Below are 21,171 nucleotides of genomic sequence, written 5' to 3'. Positions count from 1 at the left end.
GTGCTAACTCCCTTAGAGCTTGATCTTGTCGATAAATTAACAGTAAGTGGGCAAACTCCCGAACAAAAACAGGATACGGCACGCCAGATTATGGATGCGCTTTCTATAGTAGAATTGGAGGCCTATGGGTCGAAAATTAACCAATACCAAACGCAGTTGAGCAGTCCTGAAGATACTTATTGGTTTTCTTTACAAGAAGTAAAAAAGCTCATGCAAAATGAAATAAACCGCAGGAAAATTGCGAAATTGGGATTAACTTTTTCGAATGGTGAGCCATCTGCGATGCGTGGAGCCGAACTTGCTTCGATGCTGAAAAGCAATGTTAGATTTAAAAGCACAGACGGTATTATAGACGCTTCATTAAAACTGAGTGAAGAAGATCGCGCTTGGTGGCATAATGCCAAGCTTGGTATGTTCATCCATTGGGGGGCCTATTCCATCATTGGAAGAGGGGAGTGGGTCATGCATCATGAACATATCCCGGCGGAAGCGTACAAAAACATCGCAATGTCATTTAATCCAGAAGCATTCGATGCAGATAGCTGGGTGAAGCTTGCGAAGAATGCGGGCATGAATTATATGGTCATGGTATCCCGCCATCACGATGGTTTTGCTCTTTGGGACAGTCCAGGCAGCTATGGAAACTATACAACCATGCAGGCGGCAGCACGACGCGACTTTATCAAAGAATATACAGAGGCAGCACATCGTCATGATATTCATGCCGGTGTGTATTATTCACCAATGGATTGGCGGTTCCCAGGGTATTTTGATCCAGTGGAACAGTACGAGAGTGCGCTGCAGATGAAGCAGCAGTTATACGATCAGGTATCGGAGCTCATGACTCGGTACGGTCAAATTGATATCTTGTGGTATGACGGCTCTTGGCTGTCCCACAAAGGATCAGATGCAGGGGGCGCCTGGTTATGGGAGCCTGTAAAGCTGAATCAGATGGTTCGCTCGTTTAATCCGAAAGTTGTTATTAATGAACGCTCCGGTTGGGAAGGCGATTTCAGCTGTGATGAAGGACCACACGATATTCGCGGCGGCATTATTCCATTCCCGTGGGAGAAAAATTTCAGCGTTGGCGGTTCGTGGGCTTGGCAGCCTGGGAATAAAGCGATGGCTTTTGACAAGGTGTTGGACTTAATTCTTAACGTATTTGTCCGGGGCGGTAATGCGCTGCTGAATGTTACACCGGATAAAGACGGGAAGATTCCGGAGGATCAAGTTCAGTTGTTTGGACAAATTGGCGAGTGGATGAAGGTTCATGGGGAAAGCATTTATGGAACCCGCGGGGGGCCTTTTCAACCTGTCGACGATGTTTACGGTGCTACCTACAAGAACAACTTCATTTACTTGCATATCTTTGATCCGGCAGCATTCAGGCATGTGAAGCTTCCACTAATTGAGCAGCAAATACTCGCCTGTCAAACGATTTCGGGTACAGCCATCCCATTCCTGCAGCATGCAGATGGAATGACCATTCAATTACCCGAGGATTGTGTGGAATCGATAGATACGATTGTGAAAATCACCTTAGATTCAGCCGTCGAGGGTATCCTGTCTAACTAATTCTTATAGAGTAACCGGTCAACATAGGTTGATCGGTTTTTATTTTGTGAGTATGTTAGGAAACAAGTAGGAACTTTAAACTCCTCACGTTATTAGAAATAAAGTATAATAAAGAAAATAATGGATTGTGAAGCAGGAGGGGGACGGCTTATGTTAATCAAACTTACTCGCTATAAGGTCATCCCATTACTTCTTGTGTTGGCAACAATCCTTGCCGGATGCAGCCGATTAACCTTGACACAGCAAGGCACTAGCAACTCTCCAGAAGATCAAACGGGCAATCCAGACCTACAAGTAAGCGTCGTGAATCAGAGCAAATACGCTCCAATTCATAAGGAGAATCTCTTTGTTGCAGAAATAGAAAAGCGCTTTCATATGAAGTGGGATTACATGTCTATCCCAGTATCTTCCGGTATGGACAAGTTTAATGTGATGTTTGCTTCGGGACAAATTCCGGACTTGGTTCTAACGATGAACAATTTCTCTGCGGTTAAAAAATGGGCTGATGCCGGTTATCTGCTGCAAATTGGCGATTATATCGACCGCCTGCCCAACTACCGGAAGTTATTCAGTGACGACGAGTGGAAAGATATCCAAGATTATGCCACCATTAACGGCAAACTGTATATGCTTCCATCTAAAATAGATGTCAAAGATCCCATGGCCTGGATTTATAGACGAGATGCTTTTGAACAGGCTGGTATCAATGAATTTCCCAAAACAACAGACGCTTTCTATGAAGATTTGAAAAAATTGAAAGCAGCTAATCCTACATTTGAAGGCATCGGTGTGCGTGGCGGGCCGAATACAACGGGAATCAAATCGCTGCTCGCCGGTTTTCAGCATGCTTTCCGGCTGCCTCCTGATTTCGGCGGTGTGGATGGTTGGCTTGGTTTTTGGAACGATCCGGATGAACAGAATCGAGTAGTCTATGCGCCAGCTACGCAAAAACACAGGGATATGCTGATCTACTTAGCGAAGCTTTACCGAGAAGGCTTCATTGAGAAGGAGTTCGCGACGTTATCTGAAGAACAGTGGTCCGATAAACGGCGGAAGGGCAAGGATTTGATCGATTTCCAGTGGGTGAGTCAAGTGGCTGATCTACAGAAAGATGCAGTGAATCAACCAAGTGTCGTATGGGATTATTCACGCTATCATCCGCAAGCCTATGAGAAACCGGGACTTGAGTTCCGTCCTGTTTCTGTAAGCTTATATGGACCGCTGCTTAGCAGCAAATTATTAAAAGATGAAACAAAACTAAATCAAATTCTTAGCTATATCGACTGGGCGGCTACAGATGAAGGCAGACTCTTCCATATGATGGGCAAGGAGAATGTGACGTACCAAATGGACGGTAGATCGGTTCGTTATATGGCGGGGAAAGATCGCAAAAGGGTAGCTTCGGAGTACGGCTTCGATTGGTTTCTTAGCAAAAGCCCAGCAGCTCTCTCTTCGGATGAGCCATCCAAGAAAGCGAATGAAGCTTGGCAAGTTTATCAAAAGCTTCCGTATGTCGAGCCTAGGAACACTTCTTTCACAGACCAGGATTGGGAAACCACTTCCATTTATATGGGAACAGTACAAGATGTTGTCTATCGCTTTGCAACCAAATCTGTGATGGGACTTGAAGATGTATCCAAGGATAGCGTTTGGCAGGGATATTTAAACGAGCTTAACAAAGCAGGGCTGCAAGACATGCTGAACATTTTTCAGAAGTATTGGAAATAAGCTTGTTCAAGAATCATCTCTGAAAGGAGAAAGCTTCACATGTGGAATTGGAAAAACGCTAATCTGCTGAGGCAGCCCGTTTTTGTGAAATTTGTCTTATCCTATCTCCTTATTTTGCTGATTCCAATCCTGATTGGCGTACAGCAATATTATAAGACGCAGCAGGTCCTGGTCGAAGATGCAGCGGAGATGAATCTCCAGATTTTAAGGATGAGCCAGGATATCGTGGATCGGCTTTTTCTAGAGGTAGATGATGTAGTCTCGACTCTTTCCGTGAATAACGATGTGCTAAATTTGATGCAGAATGTAAGCACTACTCCCACACCCGAACAGCTCTATAATTTCTCGTTGCTCCGTAATACTTTGAATCAGTATACGATCACGAATAAATTTTTCTTTGATATCTACTTATCCTTTAAAAACAGTCATTCCGTCATTACGTCCAAAACATCCTTTGATTTGAGAGACAATAATATTCGAATCGGCAACCAATCGCTGGAGGAATGGATGGATTCCGTATCGACGCGAGGCGACCAGAAGCAGTATTATAATCTGGATGCTGTACAAATCGGCGCTCTGAACTACAAGCTGATCGCTTATGTGAGTCCGTTGCCGAATGGTTTCCAGGGCAAGGTTCAGGGTTCAATCGTCGTTTTCATCAATCAAAATGATATCAATGGGTTATTTCAGCGTTTGGTTATCAAAAACAAAGGATTTGCTTATATTTTAGACACAAAAGGTCAATTGATCGCACCTACTTCGGTTGATGAGATTAAAATAGGTACACCAAGCGCGGAAGCGACAGCATCAAGTTCCGGATCTTCCTTTGAAACCATTAATGGGAACAAGATGCTTGTTTCACACGCGCGCTCAGATCAAAACGGCTGGAATTACATCGCCGCTCTTCCGACGAGTGTCGTACTTGCCAAAGCGGACTATATCAAGCGAATGATCGTCATTATAACCATCATCACGTTAATTCTTGGAATCGTTGTTGCCATCCTAATGGCTTACCGCAACAGTAAACCGGTGTCCGAACTGATGGAAAGTAATCGCATGTTGAACACCCGCATGGAGCAGCAGCTGCCACTTATTCAGCTCTCGATGATTGAGCGATTAATGAAAGGTTATTACAAGAACGAAGCGGATAGCAGGGAAGCTCTGTCACAAGCCAAAGTCACACTTCAAGGTGACCGTTTCTACGCGATTGCTATTTCAATCTCGTTGGGAGATGGCTATACGATTGCGCCTAATGGTGCGAAAGGGATTCAGGATTATATTCTGATGCATCTGCATGAGCTTGTTGACGGGTACGATTACTTGATCAGTTTAAATGGTGACAGGGCTGACATGGTTGTTTCACTGGAAGCTTATAAAGCGGAAACGCATGTAGAACGAATTCGATACGATTGGAAAAAAGGAAGAAACGACGTGCTCGCGGATAATGAAATCCGCCTCTCTATCGGAATCGGTCGCATATACAGTCATATGCATGAGGTATGGCGATCACATAATGAAGCCAGGCAAGCCGTGGATTATGCGGTTTTTGGAGGTCAAAATGTCGTCATCTGGTATGAGGACATCGCGCAAGGATCTAACTTTTATTATTATCCATTGGATTTGGAAATGAAATTAGCCCATACGATTAAGAACGGCGATGTGGAATCATTAGAGCAAATTCTCTATCAATTAGAAGAGCAGAATCATACGGAACGACAGCTGAGTGCAACGACTAGGAAGCAGTTGGTAAGTGAAATTCAAGGTACCTTATATAAATTGATGGAACAGCTGCAATTCGGATACGCAACTTATAGTGAGTTGAATGCTAAACTTGAATTTATGCAAAATAATTCCGAACAACATTGGGCGACCGTGAAGTCTGCTCTACAAATCGTATGTCACCATATTAACGATAATAAGAAACAAAAACATCATAAAATGGCAGATGACATGATGGAAATAGTGCATACACAGTATTTGGATGCCAACTTCGGGCTGGCCAATCTCGCTGATCATTTTAAATGTTCGGAGAGTTTTATCTCGGTGCAGTTTAAGGAATATGCAGGAGCAAGCTTCTCTGAATATGTGGAGAAGATGCGCTTGGACAAAGCATGTAATCTGCTCCGCGACACGGAGAAAAGCATTAACGATATTGCCCTTGAGGTCGGATACAATAGTGACAAAAGTTTTAGACGTGCATTCAAGAGAACACTCGGTACGCAGCCGACATCTTATCGAGATTCACTTACATAGAAGTAACAAGTGTAAAGCGCTGATGGCGCTTTTTTTTTTGCGGCGAAGAACATCTGTAAGCGCTACCACCAAGAGTGTGTGATCAAAAAGTATTGTTCCATGCCTAAATGGGGGAATAGCCCTCTATGTAAGCGCTTAAAACACTCGCCGTCACAAGGTTCTTGCTGCATTTGGATTTATGCCATTGTTATTAGGAAATGTGTGGTGCCGCATGAACTGTTCCTTTACGATGTTTCCTTTTGGCGCTACAGTTGAGCCTATAAAGCGCTACCATTACAAACCGAGACATCCTGATATTCAAGAAAGCTGGTGAGGCGATACCTATGAATGCAAGCGATAATGCCACGGTCGTGATGAATGTACCAACCAAGCCGGTGCCAGCAAGAAACGTCTTCTGGCATAGAGTTAAGCAGCAGAAAATCCTGCTGTTGTTATTAATACCAGGGCTCGTATACTTCTTCGTTTTTTCTTATATCCCCATGTACGGTGTCTTAATTGCTTTCAAAAATTTCAAAATGCAAGCAGGGGAATCTTTTTTTAACAGTGTTCTGACCGCTCCGTGGGCTGGAACTCTTGGATTAAACCATTTCAAAACCTTTATACACGGTCCTTATTTTTGGATGCTGCTTCGTAATACATTTTTGCTAGGACTATATGCGATTATTTTTGGATTTCCAATGCCGATCCTTTTTGCATTGTTACTGAACGAGCTTCGCAATCGGTATTACAAAAGTTTTGTGCAGACAGTCAGCTATCTGCCTTATTTTTTATCCATCGTAGCGATTGTCGGAATGATGAAATTGATGCTTGCGCCAGAGACCGGTGTCGTGAATTTGATCCTTGTAAAATTAGGCATGGAACCGATTTACTTTTTCGGTATGCCAAGCTGGTTCAGAACTTTGTTCATTTCATCGCATATTTGGAAAGATCTTGGCATGGGAGCTGTTATTTACTTGGCAGCCTTGTCCAAGGTTGATGCGGAACAGTATGAATCCGCCGTCCTGGATGGGGCAACACGCATCAAGCAAATTTGGCACATCACGCTCCCGGCTATTAAACCAGTCATTGTCATAACGCTCATATTAAGTCTCTCGGGTGTATTAAGCGTGGGTGCGGAGAAGGTCATTTTAATGTACTCCCCGTTAACCTACGACACAGCGGATGTTTTCTCCACTTATGTTTACAGGCAAGGGTTGATTGACATGAATTTTAGCTTCGGTGCAGCTGTCGATTTGTTTAATTCAGTGATTAACGTGATTTTCTTGGTTAGCGCCAACTATTTGGCGAAGAAAGTATCGGGTGAAAGCCTGTGGTAGGCAAGCAATAGGAGAGGAGGGATTCGCATGGTTAAAGACAGGACATTAAGTTCCAAAGTGCTGGACGGCATCGTTCATCTTGTGATGATTATCGTGGTCATTGTGACATTGTTTCCGGTATTAAATATTATTGCAGTTTCGTTCAGCTCCCCGGAGAATATTTCGAACGGTTCGGTCGTTCTGTTCCCAAAAGGTTTTAATTTGAGCGCTTACCGAACGATTTTGTTCGAAGATGTTCATATTCCAAAGTCATTTCTCAATTCCATCTTTATTACGTTTGTGGGTACGATTGCGAATGTCATCATTACAACGATCACAGCATACTCGCTTTCTAAAAAGTATTTGGTGATGCGGGGTTATTTCATCACCTTCGTCGTCATCCCCATGTTTTTCGGTGGTGGCATTATTCCGCTGTTTCTGGTTGTAAAATCACTTGGCATGGTGAATTCCTATTCCTCTTTAATTATTCCGTCCCTGATGAGCTCTTGGTGGTTAATCATTATGATCTCTTTCTTCCGGACATTTCCTGTAGAGATTGAAGAGGCTGCCAAAATCGATGGCTGCAGTGATTTCGGAGCACTTATCCGGATCGTGCTGCCCTTATCAACAGCGGCGGTCGCAACCATTTCCTTGTTTTATGCCGTAGCGCATTGGAACTCATTTTTCTCAGCCATGATGTACTTGAATAATTACAATATGTATCCATTACAGCTCATTCTTAGGGATATCGTGCTGCAGAACTCGCTAGCTGAGCAGCTTGCGGCATCTGGCAACGTAGCGCTGGCGAACGAGGTGCAATCCAGTCTTACACCACAAAGCGTTCAATATGCTACGCTCGTTATTTCCATCGTTCCGATGTTGATTGTATATCCATTCATTCAGAAGTATTTTGTCAAGGGGATCATGATTGGTTCATTAAAAGGCTAGCACATCGATTTCATCGAGAGGGGGTTCTGAAAAGGTTGAGAGTAAGCGGTTTCAGAGCGAATTGTCATTGTTACAAACTTTCATGATGAAAAGGGGTTTTGAGTATGTTGAAAAAGAAATGGATTGTTTCCGCCGTTGTTGTAGGCATGTCTTCCACTGCTCTTTTGTCAGGATGTTCAACAAATGCGAATAAAACAGACGTAGCGGCAACAACCTCGACCGATACTACGAAAGCCGCAACAGATCCGAATAGCATGGACAAAACCGTTAATTTAAAGGTTGTAAGTCAGACGAAATACGCGCCCAATGCGGTGCCGAATGAATACACGAAGCAAACCGAGCAGAAATTCAACATGAAATGGGACTATCAGGCGATACCTCTCTCCGCAGGCATGGATAAGTATAACGTGATGTTTGCTTCAGGAGATTACCCGGATTTCATTCCGAATATGAATAACTGGAGTGCAGTAAAGAAGTGGGCCTCCGCTGGCTATTTGCTTCCTATTGGGGACTATTTCGACAAAATGCCAAACTATCGGAAGCTCTATACGGATGAACAATGGAAAATGCTTCAAGACTTTACGTCTGTGAATGGAAAAATATACATGCTGCCATCGATTACAACGACTTACGATCCGATGGCCTGGATTTATAGAAAAGACGTTTTCGATAAAGCAGGTATTTCTTCTTTTCCGAAAACAACGGACGAATTGATGGCTGCTTTACAGAAAATTAAAGAGTCGAATCCAAGTTTCATCGGAATTGGCATACGCGGTGGCTCAGGCAATACGGGTGTTAAAGCCTTGCTTAACAGCTTCGCTAACACGTTCCGTGTGCCTGCAGACTTCGCCGGATCGACAGGCTGGACCAGCTTCTGGAAAGATCCAGATATGAACAATCAGGTCGTCTTCTCTCCGGCAACGACGAAGCAGCGCGACATGCTGAAATATCTGGCGAAATTATATAAAGCTGGATTGATTCAAAAAGATTTCGCTACTGGCACGGAAGATCAATTCAATCAGAATCGTATAAACGGCAAAGATGTGATCGACTTTCAATGGGTAAGCCAAATCGTGAGCCTGGAGAAGCAAAACAAAAATGCAGATTGGGAATACGCACACACGTATATCGAAGACACGGCCAGCGGCAAAGAGCCTGTTATGTTTAAAGGTCCAGACTTCGCCTTGTTCGGCTCCATTCTAAGCAACAAACTGGCGAATGAGCCAGACAAGTTAAACCGATTGCTGAAGTACTTGGATTGGTCCTCAACGCCAGAAGGTCAACTTTTCAATCAGTTAGGTGTAGAAAACATGACATACGTCATGAAAGACGGCGTTCCTGTGTATAAAGATGATTTGGATCGTAAAAAAGTGCTTGAGCAGTTTGGCTTTGATTACTTCATTACAAAAAGCGATGCTGCTCAAAAAGCAGACCCAACTTATGCGATTACGACGGAAGCTGCACCAGCTTTCAAACAGATGACGACGTTCTTGGCACCATATGCAACGCTTTCGGAAGACGATAGCAATACGGTGAATTCCACGATGACGGGTGTATGGAACGAGGTTTACCAATTCGCGACGAAAGCGGTCATGGGTCTTGTTAATATCGAAGATGACAAAGTGTGGAACGATCACTTGGCCAACCTGAACAAAGTTGGATTAGACAAAGCGTTAGCCATTTATCAAAAATCCATGAAATAGGGAAATTGGCAGGGGCATGCATCCGATAAGAGGCATGCTCCGGCCTCATGTAAGGAGGGCTGGAACGCATGTCGGACAGTCATGAGATGCTTGATCCATTTGCTGAGATTGCACGGAGGGAACACCCTCTTGCCAAAGAGGGGATGTCAGAGACATTGCCCTTAGTTTGTGAGAAAAGATGGATTGGTGCTGCGAACCAAACCGTTAACCGACTGACACCGCCAAGCTTTGAAAGTGAACTGGCTGACTTTCACAATCAGCTATCGAAACTCAGAGAGAAGTACCAACCCTATTTGCAGAATCTTGTCCCACCTAGGGAGCTAATGAGACCCCTACTCGAATTGAAGTCGTTTCATTTTCGGTATAGGGAGGAACAGGATCGTTTATTTACTCGTGTGTTAAGCGGTGAGGGTCCTTGGGAAGAGGTATCGATTCCTGACTTCCGTGGTCCGACGAAAGAAAACGGCCGGTGGACCGGCTATTATCGAACCGAATTCCAGTTTCCTAAGCCAGGTAAAGGCAAGAGATTATTTCTCTTATTTCAGGGAGTGGACTATAAGGCTGTTATTTATGTCAATCAGAAATGCGTTGGGGTTCATGAGGGTTTCTTTGCCCCATTTGAGTTCGATATGACGGATGTTTGGCAAGAGACCAACGTTCTTGTCGTCGAGGTGCACAATGATTACCCAATGATGGGCGTGGGCAGTACACGGCTTGACGGCGATAAGATGTATGCGGCTACTGGACCAGGTTGGGACGATCCTAAGGATGGCTGGCACCACTGTCCATCAGGTGGAGGCATTCATCATCGCGTTACCATCGAAGAACGCTCCGAGCTCTTTGTTCAAGATATTTTCATTCGACCGATCCCGGAGGAACAAGGTTTTGAAGCATGGATTGACGTCGTTAATACAACTAGTAACTTGATTGAACATGCGGAGCTGGGGCTAGATGTGTTCACTCGAAATTTCGAAGGAGAAGGTCTTCGAAATTTGCAATTTTCAATCGCATATGCAGGACCGGGAATGAATAATTACCGCTATAGGATTACTTTTGCGAATTACCGGATGTGGGAATTGAATCACCCCTACCTATATACATTGAGGGCTAGCCTCTCCTATAACGATGAATGTATCGATCAGAAAGATAGAAATTTCGGAATGAGAAGCTTTCATATGGATGAACAGTCGCTTCCAAAAGGGAGGCTTTACTTGAATAATCAACCGATTATTCTCCGTGGAGCGAACGAAATGGGGCATCTGCAGCAGTGCGTTATGCAGGAGAACTGGGACCAGTTAATTGACGATATCTTGATTGCGAAGCTGGCGAATCTTAATTTCTACCGGATCACACAACGTCCTGTGCAAGAAGAGATTTACGACTATATGGATATGCTCGGGATGTTAAATCAGTGCGATCTTCCGGCATTCGGATTCATCCGTCGCAACCAGTTTTCCGAGGCGATTCGTCAATCGGCAGAGATGGAAAGACTCGTCCGCAGTCATCCTTCCGTTGTGATGGTGTCCCTGATCAACGAGCCTTCACGGCCAGCAAAAAGAGGAAAGGGACATCGCCATTTATTCCGGGATGAATTAGAGGCGTTCTTCACTGCAGCCCGAAAAGCCATATATATTGAGAATCCGGACCGTGTTGTGAAAAATGCAGATGGCGATTATGATCCGCCAACCGAGACGGGGTTATCTGATTTTCACTGTTATACCATGTGGTACACGAATCATGCGCTAAACTTTGGTCATTTGTATAAAGGACACTTACCACCGCTCAAAACCGATTGGCTTACTGGGTGTGGCGAATATGGCTCCGAAGGCTTGGATCATCTTGCAGTCATGCTGAACCGTTATCCGAAGGCGTGGCTGCCGGCTCAACTAGATGAAATGTGGATGCCTAACCGGATTGTTGATGCACAAACCTACAGCCTGCACGGTGATTGGTTCCCTGAACAAGACACGATGCAAGATTGGATCCGTGAAAGCCAGTGTCATCAAGCTCAAGTTACGCGTCTGATGACAGATGCCATTCGGAGGCGCTCCGATAACATTATTTCATCCGCGATTCATCTGCTCATTGATGCTTGGCCTTCCGGTTGGATGAAAACGCTAGTCGGTGTGGATCGCATCCCGAAACCAGCGTATTTTGCTTATCGAAGAAGCCTGGTACCTCTCCGCGTCAATCTGAGGAGCGACCGCTGGAGGGCTTATGCCGGGGAGCAGGTGGAAGTGGAAGCATGGCTGCTCAACGATATGGCGCAATCTTACCGCAACTGCAAAGTACGTGTAACTTTCCGTGATGATCAAATGGATTTTGGCTCATTTGAAATAAATGCGCAGGCGAAAGCCGTATCTCCGAGCTATGCGGGTACAGTTCGGCTAACGATGCCTCAAGTGTCGGAGAGGCGTAAGTTATACGCTGACGCCTGTCTACTAGATGAAACAGGCACTCTTCGCAACGAAGAAAGGTTCGAAATCGAAGTGTTTCCATCCTTGGAGCCTTTGCATATAAACGGCGAGGTCGCCTTTTTGGGAACCTTTGCGGAAACCGTACTCACCGAGCTAGGCATAAGCTGCAGACCTTACAAGTCTGATCATTCTTTTCAGACAATTGTGATTTCGTCGCTCGATGCATTTGAAGGCTGTCAGAGTGAAATTGAACAACAGATACATCATGGAGCGCATGCTGTATTTCTGCAGGACGAGAATGCTCGGATGGAGTGGTCTATTGGCGGGCATCATGTTCAGGAATTTGAGATGACGGAGTTGTTTATGGTAGCACATGCTACAGATGGTAACATGCTTGCACAGGCACGCCCTCTTGATTTCTCTTACTGTTATAACGGGGAGACAAATCGTATTGATCCGATTGCGCAGCGTTATTTTCAATTAGAGGGGCTTGAACCTTTGCTTTATACCTACGAGAAGCCATCACGTGCAGAAACCATGAACGGAGGAAAGAAGAAGAGAGCTGTAGTTGGTTTGAAAAAAATAGGCAGCGGCCAGATCATCATTGTTCGGCTGCTCCTGAATGGACGTGTTGGCTTCAATCCGACCATCGATCACTTTATACGGTCATGCCTTAAGTGAGGCATTCGAAGGGAGAACGATTACATGAAAGCAATAGCAATCAGGCCGAATTACGTCATCCCGTGGGAGTTGGAGACAGAATTCTGCCATCACGGAATCCCGATTTCAAACGGGGTGTACGGTGCCTTAATCTGGTTTCAAGAGCAAACCATTATGATAACCGTCAATCGGGCCGATTATTGGGATCATCGTGGAGGTATCGTAAAGACCGATGCCTGCACGTATCCGAATCTCAAGGAACTGCTGACGCAAGGAGACTTTGAAGGCGCTAGACAGTTGTACCCTGTTCAATTGGTGAACGGTAAAGAAAAGCGCCCGACACGACTCCCGATGGGAAGATTCGAACTGAAATTGAAGCCGGGTGTCATGATCGAATCGGCTTCGCTGCATCTACAAACCGCGGAAGCATCAATCGTTTGCCGAATAAACGAAGAGAAGCACGTTATGAAGCTGACGATTTTAATCGATCGGCCCGTCCTTCAGATTTCTGGAAATCGTGAGTTGCTAGATGACATAATTCCGAGGCCATCCTATGAGTTTCCAAAGGTAAAGGCGTATTATGATGATTTTGGAATTAATCCCCATATACCGCTTCGTACGCCAAATGCGGTCGGATGGGTGCAGGAATTGCCAGCAGATCCAGCCTGTGCCGTATTCGCTGAATGGAGTGATTCTGTGCTGAGTATTGCTGCTGAGTTCGGCTCTACGGCTTCCGAAGCCGAAGCAGCAGCTGCCAGGCATGTGGCTGTGACTCGAGGAGTGTTCTATGAGAAGTCTACGGAGGAAACAAAGCAAAGTTGGAAGGAACTCTGGGAGCAGACGGCCGATATTTCACTGCCAGACGAAGAAATTGAGCGAATGTATTACATGGGTATTTATCGGATGCTGGGCAATTCAATGCCTGGCCGTATTGCACCAACACTTCAGGGACCTTGGGCGGAGGAATACCGTATCCCGCCTTGGAGCTGCGATTATCATTTCAACATTAATGTTCAGGAATGCTTATGGCCTGCGTATGGAGCTAATCTGCTTCCGTGTCTGCAACCGCTGTTTACAATGATCGACCAGTGGAAGCCTCTATTAGCCCATAATGCCAAACGTTTTGTTGGTATTGATAATGGGTATATGCTGGGTCACTCTGTCGATGACCGCGGACTTCCTGTAGGAGGGATGTGGACAGGGACGATCGATCAGGCAAATACCTCTTGGGTTGCCCAGATGATGTGGCAATATGCACGGTATGCCGGCGACCAAACGTTTCTACTGGAGGAAGTATATCCCTTTATGAAGGGGGCACTCCGGGTATTTGCGGCGATGATGGAATGGGAAGACGACACTTACTCGCTGCCTATTTCCGTATCCCCCGAGTTCGGCGGTTCGTCCGCTAAAGGGCTAGGCCGCAATTCCACTTTTTTCTTAGTTAACGTTCATTTCCTCTGCGAGAAGTTGATCGAGACTGCGGAAACTTACGGGATCAAGGATGATGAAATAGATATGATCCGCGACATTCGGAGCAAATTACCTGCGTTCACAGCAGGTCCGCGGCAATATCAAGAATTCGGCAATAAGCCAGGCGACGAAATCTATTTATGGGAGGGACAGCCGTTAACGGAATGTCACCGCCATCATTCCCACTTGGCCGGTATTTATCCGTTCGACACGTTGGATATGACGGATGTTTATACCCGAGAAGCCCTTGAAAATGCCTATCGTTCTTGGGTGGATAAAGGAATGGGTCGCTGGGCAGGCTGGTCTTTGCCATGGGCTTCCATACTCCATAACAGACTTGGGAAACCGGATATGGCACTTTTCTCCCTTCATATTTTAAAAGAGATCTACATGATGCCAGGTTATGCAACCGCACATAATGGGAAGTATGCCGGTTTTACGCAATTCGTCGGCGCCGATGTCATGCAAGTGGAGGCAGCGATTGCGACATCTGCTGCTGTGCTTGAGATGTATGTGCAGTGCGTGAGAGGAACAATACGAATATTTACGGGTCTTTCCAAGCGGTTTAAAGAGGCGACATTTTCAGGCATACGTGCGGAAGGAGCTTTCTTACTATCGGGTGTCAAATCGCAGGGTCAAGTTCGTGAGGTAACCGTCTATGCCGAGCGGGACGAGTGGCTGCGGTTGGTCAACCCATTCTCTGGGAAAGTGCTAATTGCTCGGGGAGGCGACAGGTTGGAATCAGAGGAGACTTCGATTGCCATGCGGCTGAATGCTGGAGAAACAGTTGTTTTCACAGCAGCAGCATCCGCATCTGTAAGTGAAACAGTAACGAAAGCATGAATAGGGAGGAATGGATATGAAGACGATTTATCTAGCGATTCAAGATGATGCAGCACCGAGAATTCGGTATGGTGCGCAACTGCTCACCAAGGCACTAGAAGATCAAGGTTATCGTGTTGAAGCATCTAATCCATGGTTAATAACGAACTATCGAGAGAAAGAGGGAACTAAAATATTCATCGGCAACCGTCAGGAGGCCGAGTTTATCCGTACATTGGAAGAGCAGGAAGTCCTCTGTTATCATACGCTGGCTCCTGAGGAAGAAGGCTTTTACTTGGCTACGCTTCCCGGTAACTTGACCGTCATCTCCGGCGGCAGCGATACCGGAACCCTGTATGGATGTCAGGAGTTGGCAGCTATTGTTCGTGAAGAGCAGGTGCTTCCCGATCGTTTGGCCTTTGGCGATGCACCGTCATTTGTATTGCGTGGACCAGCGCTTGGTCTCCAGAAAACAAAGGTAGAGCCTCCACGACGCACCTATGAATATCCGGTTACACCTGCAAGATTCCCTTGGTTTTATGATAAAGCGCTTTGGCTTGATTTCCTTGATATGCTCTTAGAGCAGCGCTGCAATGTCATCTACATCTGGACGGGGCATCCTTTCTCCTCCTTCGTTAAGCTTGACGATTACCCGGAAGCGCTTGAAGTGACCGAAGACGAGTTTCATCTGAACGTAGAAACCTTCCATTGGCTGGCAGAGGAAGGAAATAAACGCGGCATTTGGATCGTTCTTAATTTTTACAACATTCACATCCCGCTGCCGTTTGCTCAGAAGCATGGTCTGGAGCTGCATCAGCCAAAACCGACGCCACTTACTAGGGATTATTACAAAAAGAGTATTTCGGCATTTGTCCGAACATTCCCCAATGTAGGCTTAATGGTTTGCCTAGGAGAGGCGCTTCAGGGACAACTCTATGGAGCAGAATGGTTGACTGAAACCATTCTCGAAGGCGTTAATGATGGATTGAAGGATTTGCAGCTGAAAGAAAAGCCGCCGATCATCATCCGTTCACACGCCATTAATGCGGAAAGCGTTATGGCTGCTGCACTCCCGCATTATCCGAACCTCTATACAGAAGCTAAATTCAACGGAGAGTCCCTGACTACATTTACACCAAGGGGGCGCTGGCAGAACATTCATAACCATCTGAGTTCGCTAGAGACGATTCATATAATCAATGTGCATATTTTGGCCAATTTGGAGCCGTTCCGTTGGGGCAGTCCCTCTTTCATTCAAAAGAGTATGCAGGCCGCTACCTATAGGCTCGGCGCGAACGGTCTTCATTTGTACCCGTTGTTCTTCTGGGATTGGCCGTACTCGCCGGATCAAGCGACACCGCGGTTGCGACAATTCGATCGTGATTGGATTTGGTTTGCCTCTTGGTTTCGATATGCTTGGAATCCAGATAGAGATCCGAAACAGGAGAGACGTTATTGGGTTGATCTTCTTGCGAAGCGTTACGGAAGTAGGGAAGCTGGTGAGTTGATCCTTACGGCGTACGAAGAATCGGGGGAATGTGCGCCCAAAATTCTTCGCCGTTTCGGTATTACCGAGGGAAATCGGCAGACGATGAGTCTAGGTATGACACTCAGTCAACTGACCAACCCTGATCGTTATATGCCTTGGAAAGAGTTGTGGGAATGCCAAGCTCCTCAAGGAGAGCGACTGGAGGATTACGTCTTAAAGGAAATTCAAGGTAAACCACATGTGGGAGAGACGCCAGCGGACATTATCGCGGAAGTCGAGCGTGACACGGAAAAGGCGGTTCAAGCGATTCGGAATGCGGGCAGATCAGTGAGCAGAGATAAGGAAGAGTTCGACCGGATTGCAAATGATGTCGAAGCGATTCGGCTTATGACTTACTCCTACACCTATAAAGTTAGGGCTGCAATCAACATTTTAACTTACAAGCATACGGTCGGAGGACGTTATTTGGAAAGGACCGACTTGCTGGAAAGCGCACAGACACATGCGGAGGAGAGCCTGAGGAATTACCGAGAACTTACGGCTTTGACGGATAAAACGTACTTATACGCGAACAGCATGCAAACGCCTCAGCGTAAGGTGCCTTTCCCGAACGGAGAAACTTATGGCCATTGGAGGGATTGCTTGCCGCTTTATGAGCAAGAGTTTGAGAATTTGACTAACCAGGTACAGCGCCTCAAAGAAGGCCATTTACCAGCAGCGTTAAGGGATGCGGGTGGTAAAATTGAGCCTTATAAAGCTGCGCCATTCATCCTGCATTCCAAGAATGCTGAGACGTATACGATCGAGAAGCAGCAGTATATTTTCAATGACGGCGATGTATTTATTCAGAATTATGCCGAAGAGCTTGCAGGTTTAACAGGTATTCGCTTCAGTCAGCGGGAAGCATCGAAAGAAGGCGTGAATCTTGACATCGAGTTGTCCGAGAAGTCTCTTATCTTAGTTGGTTACTTCAATTCACCGGACTCCCAGTGGCTGAAGGCACCCAATCTGGAGGAGAATACTCATGCAGATGACCGCGGAGGACTGGTGCCGATATTGAAAAACGGCATGAAGGTCTATTTTTATCCAAGCTTAAATATTCATGCTTATACCTATGAAGCTGGCCGGCATACCCTGGTTTTCGGCAAAGGAGCTTACCTGGTTGTAGGCATCATTTCTGGTGAACAAAGACCCGTGGCACGGGATGTGTCTCACGAAGGCGTGAGTCCAGATACGATGGATTGGCTTTATAGCGCAGAGAATACGCAGTCTGAAAGGACAGTCCAACCTACAGGGGGTGTTTAAAAATGAGTGAAAACGAGGGCCACCGACCTAAATTAGGACTCCAAGGACCTGTGCTCGCTTGGCAGGATCCGTGGGCAAAAGAAGCGTCCGATCGATTAATGCGAACAGGAACAGGGATGGTAACGCCATCTCAAGACCCCTTGCCAGACTCGGAATCGTATACGGCTATCCTGAAGGAGCTAGGCACAGAGTTTTATGTGCATCATATGTTCCCAGATTTGTCCGGACAAGCGGAAATGCTAAACGACATGGTCCGATCTGGGATCGAAGTATGTCTGGGAAATGAATATGGCAACATTAATGGCCCGTTCGTCCAAGGAACGAATCGCTATGATGTCCCGGATGAGGCGATAATCACAGCGGCAAGCAGCGGGAAATTAATTGGTCTAGTATATGACGAGCCAGAGCACCTGCAAATCAATGCCGGGCAGTATAGAAAGGATGGATGGTTCCCTCATTGGGGGGAAACAGAGGGTCTGAGCTTGTCTCAATCGGAGCAGCGGGTCATTACTGCTGTTTCCGATCAAGTGAACCATGTGCGTGACTTGCTGAAAGTTAACGGGTTTGACGGGGATTCCGTGCCATTGATCTCGGAGCATGTTTTCCCCGTCATGTTTCATACAATGGCAAGAGCAGGGATGACGCTTTGTCCTAAAATTATGAAGGAATCGTTCCAATCCCTGCAGCTATCGACGGCACTTGGGGCTGCGAAGCAGTATGGACGTTCCATGTGGATTTGTGCCGACTTATGGGGACCTGATATCGGAACCTGGTTTACCCGGACATCCGGTTTTCCGGGACATTCCCCTGAAGAATACGAATCCTCTCTGAAAATGGGTTACTACATGGCCCCTACACACCTGTTCACGGAAAATGTGGATGCCTTGCTTGCTTATAATGGCAGCCAGTTCAGTAAGACCGAATTTGGCGAGATTTGGGAGAGATTCGTGAAGGATTTCGTCCCGAAACATCCGCTTTCATGGCGGCATTCCGATGCTGCTCCGGACATCGTCTTCATCCATTCTGATGACAGCAATTACGGACAGAACGCCCGTTTGTATGGAAACCGCAGCGAGAAGAGTCCTGAGGCAGCAACAAGCATATTTGAAGCGTGGCATCTGCTTAGTCATGGCTCGATGCCATCCCATGGCAGCTGCATGCACATTCCTGGCTATCATTTCCCGCGTCATGAGCTAAAGCTAAGGGTTCCATTTGAGCAGTTTCCGCTAAAGCAAGGCGCAGACTTTATAGCTACGGAAACTATACATCCCTTATTTTATCCGGTTAATAACGTTCTCGTATTTGATGATACCGTGCGAGCTGAGCAGATTGGCGACCCGAAACTAATCCTAGTGGCAGGATCACGAGTGACGGAAGAAACTCTCCAAGCCGTCCGTACAAAAGCAGAAGGCGGCGCGACCGTAATTATAGGAGAGTGGCTGCTAGCCGACAAATGGCGTGATTCCTGCACTTATGGGAATGGTGGTATATGGCTTCCTGTGAATAGCTTCTTGAATGAGAATGCATATGAGACTGCGACGCCTTTCCTTGGGAGCAAGGAGTGCTGGGTTCAGAAATTTGGTCGTACAGAGCTTAGAATGTATAAGAAAGACTCTGGTGGATTCACCTTAGATTTTGAAATCAACAACAGAACTTAGCAGTTAAAAGGAGAGGTTACAATGACCCCATTTTTACCCTACGAGGTACCGGAAAGCAAACGAATTCGCTTGATTATTAATACGGATGCCAAGAACGAAGCGGATGATCAATTTGCAATTGTTCATGCGCTTCTGACTCCGCGATTTGCTAACAAAGGCATCATTGCAGCTCACTTTGGGACAGAACGAACGCAAACCTCAATGGAAGATAGTTATGAAGAATGTGAGAAAATCCTATCTTTGATGGATATGAAGGGGGTTATTCCTCTCTATCGGGGGGCACAGCGGGCAATGACAGATGAAAGGACACCGGCCCTTTCCGAAGGGGCTGAGTTCATCATCCGTGAGGCGATGAAAGAAGATGCGATGCCGCTTTATGTGATCTCGCTAGGAGCTATTACGGATTTGGCGAGCGCTTTATTGATCGAACCGCGAATCGCCGATCGGTTGACGGCCATTTGGATCGGAGGCGGCCAATGGCCGGAAGGAGAGAGGGAATTTAACTTAAGTAATGACATCAATGCTGCCAACGTCGTTATGGCTTCCTCTGTACCACTTTGGGTTGTACCCCGCAATGTGTATTCGACGATTCGCGTCAGCTTGGCGGAATTGGCGCTTAAGGTTCGGCCTTATGGGCCAATAGGCAACTATTTGTTTCAACAAATGGTCGATTTCAACCACGCTGCCGCAGGAAATCCGCGTTTCCCGAAAGGAGAAATGTGGTCCCTAGGGGACTCACCGGCGGTCAGTTTGCTTTTGGATAGTCACGAGTATGCCTACGAAATGAAGCCTGCACCACGTATTACACAGGACATGCGTTATGTCCATTATCAGAAGGAGCGCTTCATTCGTTGGTACAACGAGGTGGATGCCCGATTTACGCTAGAGGATATGTTCGCCAAAATCGCTTTGTACGATGCTTATAGGAAATAATGCTCCATCTAACGACGAAACCCTTCTTTCCTAATTTCGGAAGGGTTTTTTCCTCTTACTTTTTTGAACTGTCTACTGAAAAAAGACAAATCTTTATAACCCAAAGCTTCCGCGACTTCTGAGGCATTCATCCCGTTATAGCGCAGCAGTTGTTCAGCCCGTTCAATGCGAGTCTGGATAATGTATCGTTCTAAGGGAATTCCCATAATTTCCTTGAATTTGAGTGAGAAATAACGGGGGGATAAGTTAGCATTCTCCGCCAAAGATTCAAGGGAATGAGGAATGCCCGGTGTCTGACGAATACGGTGAGCTAACATTCGTATGAGCGAAGTTAAATGATTGGCAGGATGTAAAGCCGGCTGCTCTTCCTCGCGTTTTAACTGCATCAGCATCAATGCCAACAACATTTTTCCCTCTACAGCGGAATCTTTCGTGTTCTCCAACATCGTTTCGACATAACGATTCAGATACGTTTCGAAGACGAGTCGATCCTTCACGGTGTGATAACCGGATGACATAGACGACAGTAATTGTTTATGGTCAGCCAAAGAAAAGTGAATATAGGTGACCGTTAGTGGCTGCTGCGGATCATGAGTTGCAGCCGTCGTGTCTCCCGGCAGAAATACGAAACATGTTCCACCTCCAATCGGATAAGTGATCTTGTTTCGAAGCATCGTGCCTGTACCGTTCCATGCATACCAGAGATCGAAATCTGCCAGTGGCTGCTGCCGGGTATCCCATTTCCATGTCCGCTCGCAGGTGACTTTGCCGAAGTTGCCATTTAAGCCTACTTGAGTGATAAATTCCACGCTCATGTGTCTCCTTTATGTAGAAAAGTACAAACATTTCGTCCTGTAGTGAATTCATTTTACAACGATTTCTCCGTAATATGAAGTTATTCACGATAGGTATAGT

General features: G+C 46.1%; 12 protein-coding genes. 11 read left to right on the top strand and 1 reads right to left on the bottom strand.

Translation table 11 applies throughout. The features are described 5' to 3' along the window. The 11 genes from AC58VC_RS21265 to AC58VC_RS21215 all read left to right on the top strand — a co-directional run bounded on the left by AC58VC_RS21265 (position 1) and on the right by AC58VC_RS21215 (position 20,256). Entirely contained in the window at positions 1 to 1,575 is a 1,575-nt protein-coding gene (locus tag AC58VC_RS21265) for an alpha-L-fucosidase (RefSeq protein ID WP_497371039.1), read from the top strand. Positions 1,576 to 1,725: 150 nt separating this feature from the next. Continuing rightward, positions 1,726 to 3,303, top strand: coding sequence for an extracellular solute-binding protein (locus tag AC58VC_RS21260; protein ID WP_497371037.1), 1,578 nt, complete (start codon positions 1,726 to 1,728; stop codon positions 3,301 to 3,303). A 39-nt stretch (positions 3,304 to 3,342) separates the two neighbouring features. After that, positions 3,343 to 5,556: a helix-turn-helix domain-containing protein gene (locus AC58VC_RS21255; protein ID WP_497371035.1), complete on the top strand. Its 2,214-nt coding sequence runs from the start codon at positions 3,343 to 3,345 to the stop codon at positions 5,554 to 5,556. A gap of 323 nt (positions 5,557 to 5,879) precedes the next feature. Further along, positions 5,880 to 6,872, top strand: a complete 993-nt coding sequence (locus AC58VC_RS21250) for an ABC transporter permease (protein ID WP_497371033.1) — start codon at positions 5,880 to 5,882, stop codon at positions 6,870 to 6,872. 27 nt (positions 6,873 to 6,899) lie between these two features. After that, positions 6,900 to 7,799 carry a carbohydrate ABC transporter permease gene (locus tag AC58VC_RS21245; RefSeq protein WP_497371031.1) on the top strand — a complete coding sequence of 300 codons (900 nt, stop codon included), beginning with the start codon at positions 6,900 to 6,902 and terminating at the stop codon, positions 7,797 to 7,799. A gap of 104 nt (positions 7,800 to 7,903) precedes the next feature. After that, the gene (locus tag AC58VC_RS21240; protein WP_497371029.1) at positions 7,904 to 9,502 is read left to right on the top strand and encodes an extracellular solute-binding protein; all 1,599 of its coding nucleotides are present in this window, start codon (positions 7,904 to 7,906) and stop codon (positions 9,500 to 9,502) included. 68 nt (positions 9,503 to 9,570) lie between these two features. Continuing rightward, positions 9,571 to 12,600, top strand: coding sequence for a glycoside hydrolase family 2 TIM barrel-domain containing protein (locus tag AC58VC_RS21235; protein ID WP_497371027.1), 3,030 nt, complete (start codon positions 9,571 to 9,573; stop codon positions 12,598 to 12,600). Positions 12,601 to 12,624: 24 nt separating this feature from the next. Then, a complete protein-coding gene (locus tag AC58VC_RS21230) occupies positions 12,625 to 14,892 on the top strand; it encodes a glycosyl hydrolase family 95 catalytic domain-containing protein (protein ID WP_497371025.1) in 2,268 nt (755 codons plus the stop codon). Between the two features lie 16 nt (positions 14,893 to 14,908). Then, on the top strand, positions 14,909 to 17,665 hold the full coding sequence (locus AC58VC_RS21225) for a hypothetical protein (protein WP_497371023.1): 2,757 nt from the start codon (positions 14,909 to 14,911) through the stop codon (positions 17,663 to 17,665). A gap of 2 nt (positions 17,666 to 17,667) precedes the next feature. Beyond that, on the top strand, positions 17,668 to 19,323 hold the full coding sequence (locus AC58VC_RS21220) for a hypothetical protein (RefSeq protein ID WP_497371021.1): 1,656 nt from the start codon (positions 17,668 to 17,670) through the stop codon (positions 19,321 to 19,323). Between the two features lie 21 nt (positions 19,324 to 19,344). Continuing rightward, positions 19,345 to 20,256: a nucleoside hydrolase gene (locus AC58VC_RS21215; RefSeq protein ID WP_497371019.1), complete on the top strand. Its 912-nt coding sequence runs from the start codon at positions 19,345 to 19,347 to the stop codon at positions 20,254 to 20,256. 8 nt (positions 20,257 to 20,264) lie between these two features. On the opposite strand, the gene AC58VC_RS21210 is transcribed toward AC58VC_RS21215, so the two are convergent. Then, positions 20,265 to 21,065 carry an AraC family transcriptional regulator gene (locus AC58VC_RS21210; protein WP_497371017.1) on the bottom strand — a complete coding sequence of 267 codons (801 nt, stop codon included), beginning with the start codon at positions 21,063 to 21,065 and terminating at the stop codon, positions 20,265 to 20,267. Positions 21,066 to 21,171: the final 106 nt, after the last annotated feature.

The organism is Paenibacillus sp. J22R67, from assembly GCF_059692175.1.
This window is presented reverse-complemented; position numbering and strand designations above follow the sequence as displayed.